Genomic DNA, 16,968 nt, shown 5'->3' on the forward strand with positions numbered 1-16,968 from the left:
GGAGAACAGATGCCCGAGGCCGGGTGGGACACCGTCCTTGCCGCCAGCCTGCCGGCCGTCGCGGCCGGGGCGGCGTGGCTGGGCTGGCGCGGCGGCGCGGCGGCGGCGCGGCGGCGCGGCCGGGCCGAGCTGGTGGCGGCGGAACGGTTTGCCCATCTCGGCCGGCTGGTGCGCGGCGTCCCCGACGGGCGTTTCGACTGGTCGGACGGGGCGCTGCGCCTGTTCGGCCTGACCGCGCCACCGCCCGGCACCGGCGACGAGCCGCTGTTCGAGCGGCTCGACCCGGCCGATCGCGACCGCCTGCGCGAGGATCTCGCCGCCGCCGCGCTCGGCCGCGCCCTGCCGCTGCGCGAGATCCGGCTGCGCTCCGGCCCGGAATCCCCCCGGGTGCTGGCCGCCCGCGCCGAGGCGGAATCCGACCGCCAGGGGCGGGTGCGGCGGGTGGTGCTGCGCCTCCAGGACGTCACCGAACGGCGGGCGCTCGAGACCGAACTGGACGGGCTGATCCGCGAATTGCTGCGCTCCAACGAGGAGCTGGAGCAGTTCGCCTCGGTCGCCAGCCATGATCTGCGCCAGCCGCTGCGGGTGGTGACGATCTACGTTTCGCTGCTGGAAGAGGATCTCCAGGGCCAGTTGAGCGGCGAGGCCGCCGAATCGCTCGCCTATGTCCGCGACGGGGTCCGGCGGATGGAGCGGCTGATCACCGATCTGCTCGATTATGCCCGGGTCGGCCGCAGTGCCGAGGATCGTCCGGTGCCGCTCGACGCGGTGATCGCGACGGCCCGCGCCGACCTCGCCTTCGAGATCGCCGAAAGCGGGGCGATGCTGTCGGTGCCGTCCGACCTGCCGGTGCTGATGGGCCATCAGGGCGAGATGGAGCGGCTGTGGCTCAATCTGCTCGGCAACGCCCTCAAATACCGCGCCGCCGACCGGCCGCCCCGGGTGCGGGTGACCTGTGTCGCCGAGGATTCGTTCTGGGCGATCCGCATCATCGACAACGGCATCGGCATCCCGCCCGATCAGGCCGAGCGGGTGTTCGGCATCTTCCAGCGCCTGCATCCCCGCGACGCCTATCCCGGCACCGGCATCGGCCTCGCCATCGCCCGCAAGATCGCCGAACGCCACGGCGGCACCCTGCGGGTCGAGCCGGCCGAGCAGGGCGCGGTGTTCCTGCTGCGCTGGCCGCGCCGCTGATGCCGGCCGCCCTTTGAGGGGGTCCGTTCGGCGGCCGGCCAGCCCGCGCGGCGCTTGAGTGTCACCGTCTCGGCCTGACCTGACCCAACGGGTCAGGTCACGGGCCGGGCGGTATGAGGGTTGCCGGGCCGGGGCGGCAAGGCTAGCCTCGCGGGCGGAGGGGTGGCCCTCCGGCAGGCGAGGAGAGACAGGATGAGTCAGGTGTTGCTGGCGCCCCGGCGCTACGTCCAGGGCGAGGGCGCGATCGCCGGGATCGGTGAGGACGCGGCGCGGCTGGGCCGGCGGGCGCTGCTGTTCGGCGGAACCCGGGCGCTGGCCGCCTGTGGCGACACCATCCGCGCCGCGCTGGCCGCGCGCGGGGTCGGCTGTCATCCCGAACGCTTCGGCGGCGAATGCTGCGACCGCGAGGTCGAGCGGCTGGTCGGCGTCGCCCGCGCGGAGGGGGCCGATCTGGTGATCGTTGCCGGCGGCGGCAAGGCGATCGATACCGGCAAGGCGGTGGCCCATGCCCTGGCCCGGCCGGTGATCGTGGTGCCGACGGTGGCGGCGACCGATGCCCCCTGTTCCTCGGTGGTGGTGTTCTATCGCGAGGATGGCGGCTTCGACCGCTATCTGTCGCTGCCGCACAATCCCGATTGCGTGCTGGTCGATACCCGCATCGTCGCCCACGCCCCGGTGCGGACCCTGGTGGCCGGGATGGGCGACGCCCTGGCCACCTACTGGGAGGCCGACACCTGCGCCCGCAGTTGCCGCCCCAACCCGGTGACCGGCGCCACCCCGCCGCTGCGCTCGGCGCTGGCGCTGGCCCGGCTGTGCTACGACACCCTGCTCGAATATGGCGATCAGGCCCGGCTGGCGGTCGAACGGCGCTGCGTCACCCCGGCGGTCGAGGCGATCGTCGAGGCCAACACCCTGCTGAGCGGCCTCGGTTTCGAAAGCGGTGGCCTCGCCGCCGCCCACGCGATCCATAACGGCCTGACCCGGCTGCCCGGCTGCCATGATCGGCTGCATGGGGAAAAGGTGGCGTTCGGCACCCTGGTCCAGTTGGTGCTGGAAGGCCGCCCCGCCGCCGATATCGACGAGGTGCTGGGCTTCTGCCGCGCCGTCGGTCTGCCGGTCTGTCTGGCCGACCTTGGCCTCGACGATGTCGGCGACGAGGAGATCCGTCTCGTCGCCGAGGCCGCCACCGCCCCGGGCGAGACGATCCACACCACCTGGTTCGAGGTTACCGCCGACAAGGTCGAGGCGGCGATCTGGGCCGCCGACGCCTTGGCGACCGCCTGAGGCAGGGCGTCGGGCTGCCGCCCGAACCCGCCCGGGGCGATGCCCCGGACCCCCTTTGTTTTTGTCGGGGGGGGGGGGGGCTCAGCGGCGGCCTTCGCCGATGCCCAGTTCGATCCGCAGCACGGTCCAGGGCAAAGCGAGGCCCTCGCGCAGCCAGGCGCGCCAGCGCGACGGCGCCGCCGCCAGTCCGGCCGGGCGCAGCCCGTAGCGGCGGAAGGCGTACAGGGCGCGCGGCAGGTGGCAGGCATCGGTGACCAGTGCCAGTCTCTGCCAGCCCTCGGCCACGACGATCGTCCGGCAGGCGCGGGCGTTGCCGATGGTGCTGCGCGAGGTGGCCTCGACCCACACCTGTTCGGGGGCCAATCCGGCGGCGAGGGCCAGGGTGCGCATCGTCTCGGCCTCCGGGGTGGGATGGCCGACCGCGCCGCCACTCATCAGCAGCCGGGCGGCGCGGCCCGCCTGCACCAGGGCGACGCCGTGGGCGACCCGGCGGCGCAGCGCCGGTCCTGGGCTGCCATCGGTGCCGATCCGCGCTCCCAGGACGATCGCCGCCTCGAATTCCATCCTCTCTCTCTCCCGTTTCGATCGACCCTACCCGGCGCCGCGACGGACGACAATGGCGCCCTTTCCCAACAGGGAGTGGGATCCAAGGGCCTTCCGGCCCTTGGCGGGTGCGGGCAGCGCCCGCGTCATTGCTGGGTGGCGCTCTCTTGCGGCGGTGGTGGCGGGCGTGGTTCAATCCGCCCGGGATGGGCGGAAAGGATTGCTGAGATGACGGCAGGCAAGGCCGGGCGGTGGCTGGCCGCCGCGCTGGGGCTTGGGGTGTGGCTGGCGACCGTGCCGGCCGAGGCGCGCGACCTGACGGTTGGGGTCGAGGCGATCGATTTCACCCCGGTCTACAGTTGGCGTGACGGCGAATTTCACGGCGCGGCGCGGGAGATTCTCGACGCCTTCGCCACCGCGCGCGGACATCATCTGGTCTATCGCGCCTATCCGATCAAGCGGCTGCTGGCCGAACTGATCCATGGCGGGATCGACCTGAAATTTCCCGACAGCCCCGACTGGCAGGCGGCGATGCGACGGGGCGCGGCGCTCAGCTATTCGGCGCCGGTGATCGCCTATGTCGATGGCACCCTGGTGCGGCGCGAGCGGGTGGGGCAGGGGGGCGCCGCGCTGCGCAGCCTGGGTACGGTGGCTGGCTTTACCCCGCTGGCGTGGCGGGAGCAGATCGCCGACGGCACGGTGACCCTGACCGAAAATCCGGGGTTCGAGCCGCTGTTGCGGCAGGTGGCGGCGGGGCGGATCGATGGCGCCTACGCCAATGTCGCGGTCGGGTTGACGGCGGCGGCCCAGATCGGGCCGACGGTGGCGCTGGCCTATGACCCGGCCCTGCCGCACATCGCCGATTCCTACCGGCTGTCGTCGGGGACGGCGCCGGAGGTGATCGCCGAATTCGATGCGTGGCTGAAGGAGAACCGCGCCCTGGTGGCGGCGATCATCGCCCGCACCGGGGCCGAGGCCGGGATCCACAGCGGACACTGATCCGTTCGGGCGGGTCGTCGCAAGCGAGGCGGGGGTGAGAGGAGCATCTCCGCGCGCCGGGGGAAACCCGGCGCGCGGGGAGAGGCGAATCAGCGCGGGCCCATCACCATCACCATCTGGCGCCCTTCGATCTTCGGCGACTGCTCGACCTTGCCGAGGGCGTCGAGTTCGTCGCGCACCCGTTCAAGCAGCTTCATGCCGATATCCTGGTGCGCCAGCTCGCGGCCGCGGAAGCGCATGGTCACCTTGACCTTGTCACCTTCCTCAAGGAACTTCTTCATGCTCCGCATCTTGACGTCATAGTCATGCTCGTCAATGTTGGGGCGAAGCTTGATTTCCTTGACTTCGATGACCTTCTGCTTCTTGCGCGCCTCGTTCTTCTTCTTCTGGGCTTCGTACTTGAACTTTCCGAAATCCAGAATCTTGCAAACGGGCGGATCGGCGTTGGGGGAGACCTCGACGAGATCGAGCCCGGCTTCCTCGGCCATCAACAGGCCTTCGCGCAGGGTGACGACCCCGATCATTTCACCGTCGGCGCCCACCAGACGGATGGAACGCACATCGATCTCACGGTTGACGCGAGGCCCGTCGGACCGGGGCGGCGTCTGCATGGGCGGTCTAGCTATAGAACAATCTCCATCGATTCAGTTATACCAAAAGGCCGGTGCGATCATCGTCGCCCCGACCTGGCTCTTGTGTCGCCGGTTCAGACCGGCGACGCGGATTGTGCCACCAGTGTAGCCACTGCCTGATCCAGCGCAACAACTTCTTGTTCGGTTCCACCCAGACGGCGCAGGGCGACGGTACGGGTTTCGGCCTCGCGCTTGCCGACCACCAGCAGCACCGGCACCTTGGCCAGCGAATGTTCCCGCACCTTATAGTTGATCTTTTCGTTGCGGACGTCAAGATCGACCCGCAGCCCGGCCTTGCGCAGGGTGGCGCGGACCTCGCGGGCATACTCGTCGGCGTCGGAGACGATGGTGGCGACCACCGCCTGGACCGGGGCCAGCCACAGCGGGAAGTGGCCGGCGAAATTCTCGATCAGGATGCCGATGAACCGCTCGAACGAACCGAGGATGGCGCGGTGCAGCATGACCGGGCGCTGGCGCGAGCCGTCCTCGGCGACATAGCTGGCGTCGAGCCGCTCGGGCAGGACGAAATCGACCTGAAGGGTGCCGCACTGCCAGTCGCGGCCGATGGCGTCGCGCAGGACGAATTCCAGCTTGGGGCCATAGAACGCGCCCTCGCCGGGATTGCGGGTGGTCTCCAGCCCGGCCGCCTCGGAGGCGTGGAGCAGGGCGGCCTCGGCCTTGTCCCAGGTGGCGTCGCTGCCGGCGCGCTTGGCCGGGCGGTCGGAGAACTTGACCCGCACGTCGGTGAAGCCGAAATCCTGGTAGACCTGCTTCAGCAGCCGGCAGAAATCGATCGTCTCGGAGACGATCTGGTCCTCGGTGCAGAAGATGTGGGCGTCGTCCTGGGTGAAGGCGCGCACCCGCATGATGCCGTGCAGCGCCCCCGACGGTTCGTAGCGGTGACAGGAACCGAACTCGGCCATCCGCAGCGGCAGGTCGCGGTAGCTCTTGATCCCCTGGCGGAAGATCTGGACGTGGCAGGGGCAGTTCATCGGCTTGACCGCGAGGTGGCGGTCATCCTGGGTGGTGATGGTGAACATGTTCTCGGCGAACTTGTCGGCGTGGCCCGACGCCTCCCACAGCGAGTAATCGACCAGCTGCGGGGTCTTCACCTCGAGATAGCCGTTGGCCTCCAGCCGGCGGCGGATGTAGGTCTCGACCGCGCGGTAGAGGGTCCAGCCCTTGTGGTGCCAGAACACCGCGCCGATCGCCTCCTCCTGCTGGTGGAACAGGTCGAGTTCGCGGCCGAGACGGCGGTGGTCGCGCTTTTCCGCCTCCTCCAGCATGTGCAGATAGGCGTCCAGCTCCTTCTTGTCGAACCAGGCGGTGCCGTAGATGCGTTGGAGCATCTCGTTGCGCGAATCGCCGCGCCAGTAGGCCCCGGCCAGCTTCATCAGCTTGAACGCCTTGCCGAGCTTGCCGGTGGAGGGCAGATGCGGCCCGCGACAGAGGTCGATGAAGTCGCCCTGGCGGTAGAGGCTGATGGTCTGGCCGGCGGGGATCGCCGCGATCAGCTCGGCCTTGTACTTTTCGCCGCGCGCCTCGAAGAACGTGACCGCCTCGTCGCGGTCCCATTCCTCGCGGCTGATCGCCTCGTCACGCTCGACGATTTCGGCCATCCGCTGCTCGATCTTGGTCAGATCCTCGGGGGTGAACGGGGTGGGGCGGGCGAAGTCGTAATAGAAGCCGTTGTCGATCGCCGGGCCGATGGTGACCTGGGTCTCGGGATAGAGCTCCTGGACCGCCTCGGCCATCACGTGGGCGGCGTCGTGGCGCAGCAGCTCCAGCGCCGGGGCGCCGCTCTTGGCGGTGAGGATGGAGACGGCGGCGTCCTGCTCGATCCGGAAGGAGAGGTCGCGGGCGACGCCATCGACGGTGATCGCCAGGGCCGCCTTGGCGAGGCCGGTGCCGATGTCCCGCGCCAGCTCCAGACCGGAGAGGGGGGACTCGTAGCGGCGGATCGAACCGTCGGGCAGGGTGATGGCGACCATGGAGCAACTCTTCTGTTGGGGGCTCGGCCTCGTCCTGGACGGGCGAGGGGGGCTGAGTCTACGGCGAAACCGAAGCAAGTCAAGGAAAGGCGGTCCATTTCACCGCTTTATCGGCGGCAGGGGAGCGATTTGGTATGGCGGGGCGGCGCGTCCTGTGCTAGAGGCTATTCCGCCGCGCCCTCGGAACAGGCCCCGTTGGCGGAATTGGTAGACGCACCGCACTCAAAATGCGGCGACCTCCGGTCATGCTGGTTCGACTCCGGCACGGGGCACCAATCTTCCGAGGGCGCGCTATTCTTCCTGACATCATTGGCCCCGATGGCTCCATGGGCGGTTCGTCCCGGGGACAGCGGATTTTGCTCATGCCCGTGAGGTCGTCGGCGGCGGCTGGACCGTTGGTCCCGAACTGGCCCGGCCAGTCGCCGTCTGGAAAAAATCAGGAAAAGCCCCATCTCTCTTGTCCGTGGGCTCTTTGCTCCGCCGCCGGCGGACCGCCCCATTTTTGACAGACCGGCCGCGTTCGGGATAAAAATCGAAACGGCGCCTCTTCGCCAAAAGCCCTGGTTTCGTTGCTGCAAGCTGGAGATCACGCGCGGGGAGAGTATGCGATGGCAACAGCGGCGACGGGCTCGCGGGGGAGGCCGGCCATCCTGTCTTTTCGCCCGATCCAGCCTCTGCCCGGCCTGATCCGTCTCCTTGCGGCGATCCTGGTCCTGCATCTGGTCCCGGCGGTCGTCCTCGCCGCGCCGCCGGCGCCGGGCGAGGGCAAGGCGGTACTGTTCCTGGTCGGCGCGCAATATGGCCTGCCGGTGGCCGACGCCCTGATCGCCAGCACCCTCGCCACCCTGCGGGAAAACGGGGTGTCCACCCGTGACGTCTATGTCGAGCATCTCGACCTCCAGCGCGCCGACAGTCCGCAGCGGCGCGCGCTCCTGGCCGGGCTGGTGCGCGAAAAACTGGCAGGGAAGAACGTTGGTCTGGTGATCACCGAAAACCAGGCGGCGCTGGAATTCCTGGCCCAGGAGGGCTACGACCTGCTGCCGTCCGGCCTGCCGGTGCTGTCCACCCTGATCGTCAGTCCCTCGGTGGCGTGGCGCGGGGCGCCGCACCCCGTCCTCAACGTGGTCAACCGCTACGACATCACCGCCACGCTCCGCTCCGGGTTCCAGCTTTTTCCCGCGACCCGGCGGCTGATCCTGGTGGTGGGAAATCCGGCCCAGAACGCCACCTTCCGCGCCGCGGTGGCCGGGGCGCTCCCCGCCGCGCGCGCGCCGGTCGAGGTCGAGGACACCGCCGCGCTGTCCCACGAGGAGATGTTGCGGCGGATTGCGACGGCGCCACCCGACACTCTGGTGTTGCTGGCGGATTATTTCACCGACCGCACCGGGCGCCGCTTCATTCCGGCCGATGTCGCCACCGAGGTGGCCCGGCAGGCCAATGGCCCGGTGCTGGGGCTGTATGACGCCCATGTCCGTCGGGGTCTGGTCGGCGGCTCGGTGGTGATGCCGGCGACGGTCGGCCGCCGCCTGGGCGAGATCGGGGCCGCCCTGCTGGCCGGTGCCCCTCCGTCCCAGGTCGGCGACGACCGCATCGCCCTGCCGTCACAGCTGCTGTTCGACTGGCAGCAGGTGCGGCGGTGGGGGGGCGATCCGGGGCGGCTGCCCGACACCACCCTGTTTCTCAACCGTCCGCCTTCGATCTGGGCCGATTACCGCGACCTCGTCCTGGCGGCGTTTGGCGTGTTTCTGCTGCTGTCCGGTCTGACCGCCGCGCTGGCGGTCCAGAACCGGCGCCGCCGGCGGGCCGAGCAGAAGCTGATCGAATACCAGCAGCAGCTGGAAGCCAGGATCGAGGAGAGAACGCAGACCCTGACCCGGACCCTGGCCGAACTGGCGCTCGACCGCGAGCGGCTCGAATACGCGCTCGACGCCACCAATGACGGGCTGTGGGACTGGAACACCCAGACCAACGCCTGTTACTTCAACCGGGCCTACAAGCGGATGCTCGGCTTCGAAATGGATGAACTGGTCGAGGACGCCAACCAGACCTGGGTCGGCCGGCTGCATCCCGAGGACCGCGACCAGACCGTTGCCCGCGCCGGTCACCTGCTGGCGACGGTGGGGGCCTACGAACTCGAATTCCGCATGCGCTGCAAGGACGGCAGCTACAAATGGATCCTCAGCCGGGGCAAGGTGATGGTGCGCGACGCGGACGGAAAGCCGCTGCGGGCGGTCGGCACCCACATCGACCTGTCGGCGCGCAAGGAACTGGAATTGCAGATGCGCCGGGCCAAGGAGGCGGCCGAGGCCGCCAACCTGTCGAAGAGCGCCTTCCTCGCCAACATGAGCCATGAGATCCGTACCCCGATGAACACCATCACCGGGCTGGTTCACCTGCTGCGCAAGGACGGGCTGACGCCGCAACAGGCGGAGCGGCTGAGCCGGATCGAGGCCTCGGGCAAGCATCTGCTGTCGATCATCAACGACATCCTCGATCTGTCGAAGATCGAGGCCGGCAAGCTGTCGCTGGAAATGACCGATTTCGCCCTGGCCCAGGTGCTCGACCACACCGCCTCGATCATCGGCGAATCCGCCCGGGCCAAGGGGCTCGAAATCCGGGTGGACACCGACCATGTCCCGCTGTGGCTGCGCGGCGACGCCCTGCGGATCCGGCAGGCGATGCTCAATTTCGCCGGCAATGCCGTCAAGTTCACCGAACGCGGCCACGTCACCCTCAAGGCCGATCTGCTCGAAGAGGACGGCGACCGGCTGAAGGTGCGGTTCTCGGTCGAGGATACCGGGATCGGCATCGCCCCCGAGGCGATCGGCCGTCTGTTCCACGAGTTCGAGCAGGCCGACAACAGCACCACCCGCCGTTTCGGCGGCAGCGGCCTCGGCCTCGCCATCAGCCGGCATCTGGCGGAAATGATGGGGGGCGCCGCCGGCTGCGACAGTCGTCTCGGCCAGGGCAGCATTTTCTGGTTCACCGCCTGGCTGCAACGCGGTCAGGCGGTGATGTCGGCCGGCGAGCGGCCGCCATCCTGCGCCGAGCAGGATCTGCGCCGCCGTCCTCCCGGCGCGCCGATCCTGCTGGTGGAGGACAATCCGCTCAACGTGGTGGTCGCCCAGGATCTGTTGCAGGCGGTCGGGCTGTCGGTTGAGGTCGCCGAGAACGGCCGCGCCGCGGTCGAGAAAGCCCGGACCGGCACCTACGCGCTGATCCTGATGGACATGCAGATGCCGGAGATGGACGGGCTCCAGGCCAGCCGGGCGATCCGCGCCCTGCCGGGCCAGGGCGACCGCCCGATTCTGGCGATGACCGCCAACGCCTTCAACGAGGACCGTGCCGCCTGCCTGGAGGCCGGGATGAACGATTTCATCGCCAAGCCGGTCGATCCCGACGCGCTTTACGCCACCCTGCTGCACTGGCTGCCCGCCCAGGCCCCGCCGGCCGAGCCCGTTCCCGTCCCCGTTCCCGATCCCGCCACCACGGCGTCCGTCGATTCGATCCTGGCCCGGCTCGCCGCGACCGGCGGGATCGATCTGGCGCGGGGGCTGGGGGTGCTGCGGGACAACAGCGACAAATATCTGAAGCTGATGCGTCTGCTGCGGCAGGGCAACGCGGAAAACATCGCCGAGATCAAGAGCGCCCTGGCGGCGGGCGATCCTGCCACGGCCGAACGCGCGGTGCATTCGCTGAAGGGCGCCAGCGGGAATCTCGGTCTCACCGCCTTGTTCGAGGCGGCGCAGATCCTCGACGACCTGTTGCGGCGGCCGGACGGCGACCCCAGGCTGATCGCGGCCCGGCTGGCCGAGCTTGAAGCCGCCCAGAGTGCCCTGGTTCTGGCCCTCGATGGCGAGGCGGCGGCGCCGGCCCCAACTCCCCCGGCGCCGGACTGAGCGGGCTTTCGCTCCCGGTTCCCGCTTTTCCGCCGTTCAGGCGGCGCGGACGGCGTGCAGGAAGCTGTCGATCAGGGTGCGGAGCGCGCCGGCCTGCTGGGTCAGCGAGCGGCTGGAGGTCAGCACCTCGCCCGCCGCGCCCTCGGTGGTCGCGGCCGAGGCGTTGACGCCACCCAGATTGTCCGACACCCGCTGGATCCCGCCGGCGGCCTGCTGGACGTTGCGGGCGATCTCGGCGGTTGCCGCCGATTGCTCCTCCACCGCCGAGGCGATCACGGTGGCGATCTGGTTGATCTCGCCGATCCGCCCGACGATGCTGTTGATCGCCACCACCGCCTGCTGGGTCGCGGTCTGCACCGCGCCGATCTGGCTGCCGATCTCCTCGGTGGCCCGTGCCGTCTGGTTGGCCAGCCCCTTGACCTCGTTGGCGACCACCGCGAAGCCCTTGCCGGCCTCGCCGGCCCGCGCCGCCTCGATGGTGGCGTTCAAGGCCAGCAGGTTGGTCTGGGCCGCGATATCGTTGATCAACTGCACCACCGCGCCGATCCGCGCCGAACTGTCCGCCAGTCCCTGCACGGTGTGGCTGGTGTGGTCGGCCTCCTCGGCGGCGGTCTGGGCGGCGTGGTTCGATTGCTCGACCTGCCGGGCGATCTCGCGGATCGAGGCCGCCAACTGCTCGGCGGCGGTCGCCACCGTCTGCACGCTGCCCGAGGTCTCCTCGGTCGCGCTGGCGACGCTGCCGGCCTGATTGCGGGTCTGGAGCGCGGTGGCGCTCATCGCCTGGGCGGTCGATTCCAGTTGGCGGGCGGCGCCGCCGACCGTGGTCAGGGCCGAGGCGGCTTCGTTTTCGAACCGCTGGATCGAACCCAGCAGGGTATGGGTCTTCGCCTCGCGCGCCGCCAGCACGTCGCTGAGGTCGGCAATCACGGTATAGACCGCCGGCCGGCCATCGAGGCTGGTGGCGACCAGCGAGACCATCGCCGGGAAATCGCTGCCATCGGCGCGGCGATGCTGCCATTCGAACCGGGTACTGCCGTGGGTCAGGGCCTCGCCGATCAGCTTGGCGCTCTTGTCCTCGGAACGCTGGCCGTCCGGCTGCACCGGCGGCGACATCTGCTGCGGGGTCAGATTGAGCAGGGACGGCTTGTCGGGATAGCCGAACAGGCGGACCGCCGCCGCGTTGCATTCGACGAACCGGCCGTCGGCGATCACCAGCACGCTGTCGGGGGTGTGTTCGAAGAAACTCTGCCGGGCCAGATCGAGAAAATCCGGGCCGCGCTTGCGGAACAGGCTGCTCATCGCGTAGCTCCCAATACGGTGGCGTCCGGCCGGGGGCGGTGCCGCGACGGATGCTGTGTCCTTAAATGCGGCAAAAGTACCATGAAAAATTCAAAAAACAATCAATGGCGCGATTGAAAATTTTCAACTCTTGTTTTGTGAATCAAAGAAAAACATGGGTGAACGCCGGTGTCTCCCCTCGGGTCAAGGCCCGAGATCAGGGGCGATCATTTCCTTCCTGTCATTTCACGTCTGGGTTTTTCTCGCCGGGATCTCGGCCGAATCCGGGCGGCGCGGCGCCAAGTCGGCGCCGTCTCCTGCACCGTTCCGGCCTCGAAGGACCCCACGGGTCCTTCGAGGCCGGACGGCATCAGTGACACATCAGGCAGTGGATCGGGGCATTGGCGATGATTCGCCGGGTGACGCCGCCCAGGATCAACTGACGCAGGCGGGAGTGGGTGTAGGCCCCCATCACCAGCAGGTCGGCACCGCAGGCCACCGCCTGGCGCAGCAATTCGGCCCCGGCCTGGGAGGTGGGAGCCTGGGCCGCCACCGTGGCCGAGGCGATCCCGTTCCAGGCCAGATAGGCGGCGAGGTCGCCGGCCGGGGCGGCGATCGGGCCGTTGGCATGCTCGGTGACGGTCAGCAGGGTGACGGACTCGGCCTCGCGCAGGAACGGCATCGCCCAGGCGACGGCGTTGCTGGCCTCGGTGCTGCCGTTCCAGGCGATCGCCACCTTGCGGCCGAACGGGGCCGGTGGCCGGCCCGGGCAGAGCAGCAGCGGCCGCCCGGCGGTCAGCAGGGCGGCGTTGAGGGTGGTCATCGCCGGGATTTCCTCGTCGCCCTCGGGGTGGCCGCAGACGATCAGGTCGGACAGCCGGCCGCGCCGGACCACTTCGTCCTCCTCGCGGCCGGTGACATCGACCCATTCGGCCGACAGGCCCTCGGTGTCGGGGCTGCTGGCGAGCGGCACGTCGAAGCGTTGGCGGGCTTCCTCGAAGGCGGCGCGGGCGGTCTCGGCCCGTTTGGCGGCCTGGGTCTCGGCCAGCGAAATCATCTCATCAACCATCGCGGCCGACAGGCCCTCGCCGATCAGCGGCACCGCCAGCGCCGGATCGGTGCGGACATGCAGCGCGGTGACATGGCTGCCGAACCGGCGCCCCAGCCCCAGCGCGGCGTCGAGAACGCCGAGCGCGGTGCCGGAATCGCCGACCGGAACCAAAATCGTGCGGAAAGCGGGCATGGTGTTTCTCCCCCTCTGCCGAATGCGGCGCTCATTATGCGCCGGGTGGAAAGCGATGCAAATCGCGCTTCGGCGCAACCGAGGCCCTCACAAACCGAGGAGGGCGCGGGCGGCGGCGAGGGTGGCAGGCTTGTCCTGGCCGCTGTCGATCCGGCCCCAGGCGATCGGGCCGAGATCGTAGCCCAACTGGTGTTCCAGCACCGCCGGGGTGGCATCGGACAATTCGGGCCGGCGCTCGCGGATGCGGCGGGCGGCCTGCTCGGGGGCGACCTCCAGCCACAAGCCGGCGAACGGCACCCCGGCGGCGGTGGCCACCGCCTCAATCGCCGCGCGTTCGTCCGGGCGGGCGAACACCGCGTCGGCGATGGCCGGACAGCCGGCGGCCAGCAGGGCGGCGCAGGTCTCGCCCAGGGCCTGGTAGGTGCGGCGCGACATCGCCGGATTGTAGGCCTCGGGGCCGAGCCGCTGTTCCGGCGCCGCGCCCAGCAATTGCTTGCGCAGGGCGTCGCTGCGCACCACCACCGCGCCGGGCACGCCCAGCAGCGGGGCGAGATCGCGCCCCAGCCGCGATTTGCCGCTGCCCGACAGCCCGCCGATCGCCACCAGCCGGGGCGGCGGCGGGGCCAGCGCGGCGGCGGCGGCGGCGAGATAGGCCCGCGCCTCGGCGGCGAGGTCCGCGCGCCGCGCCACCGGGGCGGCCAGGGCGATGGTGGCGGTGACGTGGGCGCGGATGGTGGCGCGCAGGGCGAGGAACAGCGGCAGCGTCGGGGCGCCGTCGTAATCGCCGGTGCGGTCGAGATAGCGGTTCATCACCCGGCTGGCGGCGGCGGCCAAGCCGCGCTGGCCGAGATCCATCAGCAGGAAGGCGAGGTCGTAGAACGGATCGATCGCGATGTAATCGTCGCGGAACTCGATCGCGTCGAACAGGGTCGGTCGTCCCTCGAACAGACAGAGATTGCCGAGATGGAGGTCGCCGTGACAGGCGCGCACCCGTCCCTCGGTCCGGCGCCGCTCCAGCCGGGGCGCCAGCCGGTCGAGCGCGCTCTTGCAGGCGGTGGTCAGCGCCGCGATCGCCGCCGGGTCGAGGATCGCCGGGGCGGCGGCGGTCAGGGCGGCGTGGTTGCTGTCGATCACCGCCGCCAGCGGCGCCACCCCGCCCAGGTCGGGGCGGGGCGGGGCGGCGGCGTGACAGGCCACCACCGCGTCGGTCAGCCCGTCGAGTAGTTCATTGTCGAGCCGGCCGGCGGCGGCGAGGTGGTCGAACCGGGTTTGCTCGTCGAAACGGCGCATCACCACCACCCAGTCGAGCGCCGGGCCGGTGCCGTCGAATTCCAGCCGCCCGTCGGTGGTGCGGGTGATCGCGGCAACGCCAAGATAGAGGCCGGGGGCGTTGGCACGGTTGCGCTCCAGCTCGGCCCAACAGCAGCGGTGGCGCTCGGCCGGGTCGGTGTAGTCGAGGAACGGCAGCCGCACCGCCTTCTTCAGCTTGAACACCCGCTCGCCGGCCAGGAACAGGGTCGAGATGTGGGTGTCGATCCGCTCCACCGCCGCGCCGCCATGGCTGGCCGGATCGGCCAGAAAGGCGATCACCTCCCGCTGCGCCGCCGCGTCCATCCGCTCCCCCTCCGTTGCCGTGCCGGGGGCGGAGTATAGGCCCCTTTGCCGGGGGGCGGGAGAGGCTGGGCGGGCTCCCGCCCGCACCCGGCCGGGGCGATGCCCCGGACCCCCTTCTTTTTCAAAAAAGGGGGAGGTTTGGAGGCGCCAGCCTCCAAGCGGGCCGGCGGGCGGCAGCCCGCCTAACCTGTTTATGCGCGCGCAGGGCGGCAGCCCGCCAAAAGAAAGCGCGGCGCCCCCCGGGGGAGCGCCGCGCTCGACCGATCCGCCGGAGACTACAGCTTCAGCGGCGAGAAGGAGGTGGCCTTCTTGGCCTCTTCCTTGTGCTCGGCGTCGGGCATCGGGATCAGGCCGATTTCCGACAGGTAGCCGGTCTTGCCCGAGGCCTTGTCCGAGACGAATTCGCTGACGAATTCCTTGATGCCCGGGATCATGCCGACATGGGCGTTCTTGACGTAGAAGTACAGCGGGCGCGACACCGGATAGGTGCGGCCGGCGATGGTCTCGAAGGTCGCCTCGATGCCGTCGACGGTCGCGGCCTTGACCTTGTCGCGGTTCTGGTCGAGGTAGCTGAAGCCGAACACGCCGAGAGCGGTCGGCGAGGCCTCGATCTTCTGCAGGGTGACGTTGTAGGATTCCGACACCTCGATGAAGGCGCCGTCCTCGCGGATCATGTGGCAGGCCTTCTTCTTGGCGTCCTTGTCGAGCGCCTTGATCTCGGCATGCTTGCCGCAGGCCGGGTCCATCACCAGCTCGAGCAGGGCGTCGCGGGTCCCGTGGTTGGGGGCCGGGCCGAACACCTGGATCTCGATGTCGGGCAGGCTCTTATCGATTTCCGACCACTTCTTGTAGGGGTTGGCTTCCAGCTTGCCGTCGACCGGCACGTCCTTGGCCAGGGCGCGGTAGATCTGGTCGCGGGTCAGGGTGAAGGTCGGGCCCTGGTTGGAATTGGCGAAGACGATGCCGTCATAACCGACCACCACCTCGGTGATCGCGGTGACGCCACCCTTGGCACAGGTCTCGACCTCGGACGGCTCGATCCGGCGCGACGCGTTGGTGATGTCGGGGAAGTCCGGGCCGACGCCCGAGCAGAACAGCTTGAGACCGCCGCCGGTGCCGGTGCTTTCGACCACCGGAGTCTTGAACTTGCCGGCCTTGCCGAAATGCTCGGCGACGGTGGTCGAGAAGGGATAAACCGTCGACGATCCGACGATCCGGATCTGGTCGCGCGCTTCGGCGGCCGGGGCCAGCGCGATGGTCGCCGCGACCAGGGCGGTCGTCATCATCAGGTGGGTCGGGAACTTCATGAAAGGCTCCTTGCTGAAAAACCGGGTTCGGTTCTCGACAATCTGAGCCCGGAATATATAGGCGCTCCCGAGCCGGCCGGAGTTAATGAATCATGACAGATTTTCCGACACCGGCCGGCATCGGGGGGCTCAGCGGCAGACCGGCTCGGTCGCCAGCAGGCCGCGCCAGCGTTCGGTCCAGCCGCGATCGTGGCTGGGGCCGGGCACCGTCACCGCGCGGGCGCAGGCCGGGCCGGTGGCGGCGACGAAGCGTTCGGCGATCGCCGGCGGGATGACGCGGTCGGTCGCGCTGTTGAAATGAAGCTGCGGGATCCGCGCCACCGCCCCGGCGGCGGCGAGCGGATCGAGCGAGCCGTCGAGCGGCGAGACCTGATGCAGCCGGCTGACCTCGGCCGGATCGAGGTTGCCGGCGACGGTGCGCAGCGAGGCGACGTCCTGGCGGCGGGCGGCGGCCAGCACCGCCACCGCTCCGCCGCCGGAATAGCCGACCAGATGCAGCTTCTGGCCGGGGGCCTGGGCGGCGATCTGGTCGAGCGCCTGTCCGATCGAGCCGATCACCTCGGGGGCGAAACGGCGCCCGGTCCAGTAGGCCGGGGTGCAGGACGGGTTGCGGGCGCGGGCGGTGAACTGGCAGGGGCGGGCGAGATAGACCACGTTGGCGCCGGGGTCGGCGGCGGCCAGGGCCAGCCCCTGGGCCTCGGCCGGGGTCGGATCGCGCGACGGCTCGCTGCGCGACTGCCACGCCAGCCCGTCGCCCTCGATATAGACCGTCACCGGCCGGGCCGGGTCGCTCAGCCGGGCGAAGGTGGTCAGCCAGAACGGGTCGGTGCGGATCAGCATCCGCTTGAGCCCGGCCGGGGCGGCGATCGCCTCGGCGTTGGCGTCGCGGTCGAGGCTGGCGCAGCCGGCCAGCCCGCCGAGCAGCAGCAGGGCGGCCAGCGGGCGGGCCAGCCGGGCGCGGTGGAACCGGGGGAGGGGGGGCAT

The 16,968-nt window shown here is 69.9% G+C and carries 12 protein-coding genes and 1 tRNA gene; 5 read left to right on the forward strand and 8 right to left on the reverse strand.

The window, feature by feature from the left end:
- Positions 1 to 9: 9 nt before the first annotated feature.
- Together ACFSNB_RS00380 and ACFSNB_RS00385 are read left to right on the forward strand one after the other, a co-directional pair.
- The gene (locus tag ACFSNB_RS00380; RefSeq protein WP_377313408.1) at positions 10 to 1,194 is read left to right on the forward strand and encodes a sensor histidine kinase; all 1,185 of its coding nucleotides are present in this window, start codon (positions 10 to 12) and stop codon (positions 1,192 to 1,194) included.
- Between the two features lie 192 nt (positions 1,195 to 1,386).
- The gene (locus ACFSNB_RS00385; protein ID WP_377313410.1) at positions 1,387 to 2,478 is read left to right on the forward strand and encodes a glycerol dehydrogenase; all 1,092 of its coding nucleotides are present in this window, start codon (positions 1,387 to 1,389) and stop codon (positions 2,476 to 2,478) included.
- Between the two features lie 81 nt (positions 2,479 to 2,559).
- Here ACFSNB_RS00385 and ACFSNB_RS00390 read toward each other — a convergent pair whose 3' ends face one another.
- On the reverse strand, positions 2,560 to 3,042 hold the full coding sequence (locus tag ACFSNB_RS00390) for a YdcF family protein (RefSeq protein ID WP_377313412.1): 483 nt from the start codon (positions 3,040 to 3,042) through the stop codon (positions 2,560 to 2,562).
- 207 nt (positions 3,043 to 3,249) lie between these two features.
- Here ACFSNB_RS00390 and ACFSNB_RS00395 point away from each other — a divergent pair, with 207 nt between their 5' ends.
- Positions 3,250 to 4,020: a hypothetical protein gene (locus ACFSNB_RS00395; protein ID WP_377313414.1), complete on the forward strand. Its 771-nt coding sequence runs from the start codon at positions 3,250 to 3,252 to the stop codon at positions 4,018 to 4,020.
- A gap of 89 nt (positions 4,021 to 4,109) precedes the next feature.
- On the opposite strand, the gene infC is transcribed toward ACFSNB_RS00395, so the two are convergent.
- Positions 4,110 to 4,631 carry a translation initiation factor IF-3 gene (gene infC, locus ACFSNB_RS00400; RefSeq protein ID WP_377313416.1) on the reverse strand — a complete coding sequence of 174 codons (522 nt, stop codon included), beginning with the start codon at positions 4,629 to 4,631 and terminating at the stop codon, positions 4,110 to 4,112.
- Positions 4,632 to 4,726: 95 nt separating this feature from the next.
- Positions 4,727 to 6,643, reverse strand: coding sequence for a threonine--tRNA ligase (thrS, locus tag ACFSNB_RS00405; protein WP_377313418.1), 1,917 nt, complete (start codon positions 6,641 to 6,643; stop codon positions 4,727 to 4,729).
- A gap of 189 nt (positions 6,644 to 6,832) precedes the next feature.
- Here thrS and ACFSNB_RS00410 point away from each other — a divergent pair.
- Both ACFSNB_RS00410 and ACFSNB_RS00415 read left to right on the forward strand, forming a co-directional pair.
- Positions 6,833 to 6,918: transfer RNA gene (locus tag ACFSNB_RS00410), tRNA-Leu, on the forward strand.
- Positions 6,919 to 7,251: 333 nt separating this feature from the next.
- Entirely contained in the window at positions 7,252 to 10,542 is a 3,291-nt protein-coding gene (locus ACFSNB_RS00415; protein WP_377313420.1) for a response regulator, read from the forward strand.
- Between the two features lie 36 nt (positions 10,543 to 10,578).
- On the opposite strand, the gene ACFSNB_RS00420 is transcribed toward ACFSNB_RS00415, so the two are convergent.
- The 5 genes from ACFSNB_RS00420 to ACFSNB_RS00440 all read right to left on the reverse strand — a co-directional run bounded on the left by ACFSNB_RS00420 (position 10,579) and on the right by ACFSNB_RS00440 (position 16,968).
- Complete coding sequence (locus ACFSNB_RS00420; RefSeq protein WP_377313421.1) at positions 10,579 to 11,841, reverse strand: methyl-accepting chemotaxis protein; 1,263 nt, start codon at positions 11,839 to 11,841, stop codon at positions 10,579 to 10,581.
- Positions 11,842 to 12,190: 349 nt separating this feature from the next.
- Complete coding sequence (locus ACFSNB_RS00425; protein ID WP_377313423.1) at positions 12,191 to 13,063, reverse strand: universal stress protein; 873 nt, start codon at positions 13,061 to 13,063, stop codon at positions 12,191 to 12,193.
- Positions 13,064 to 13,150: 87 nt separating this feature from the next.
- Complete coding sequence (locus ACFSNB_RS00430) at positions 13,151 to 14,677, reverse strand: bifunctional aminoglycoside phosphotransferase/ATP-binding protein (RefSeq protein WP_377313424.1); 1,527 nt, start codon at positions 14,675 to 14,677, stop codon at positions 13,151 to 13,153.
- A gap of 275 nt (positions 14,678 to 14,952) precedes the next feature.
- Positions 14,953 to 15,984, reverse strand: coding sequence for a PstS family phosphate ABC transporter substrate-binding protein (locus ACFSNB_RS00435; RefSeq protein WP_377313425.1), 1,032 nt, complete (start codon positions 15,982 to 15,984; stop codon positions 14,953 to 14,955).
- 129 nt (positions 15,985 to 16,113) lie between these two features.
- The gene (locus ACFSNB_RS00440; protein ID WP_377313426.1) at positions 16,114 to 16,968 is read right to left on the reverse strand and encodes an alpha/beta hydrolase; all 855 of its coding nucleotides are present in this window, start codon (positions 16,966 to 16,968) and stop codon (positions 16,114 to 16,116) included.

Origin of the sequence: Phaeospirillum tilakii (assembly GCF_042683125.1) — a bacterium.
Lineage (GTDB): Bacteria > Pseudomonadota > Alphaproteobacteria > Rhodospirillales > Magnetospirillaceae > Phaeospirillum > Phaeospirillum tilakii.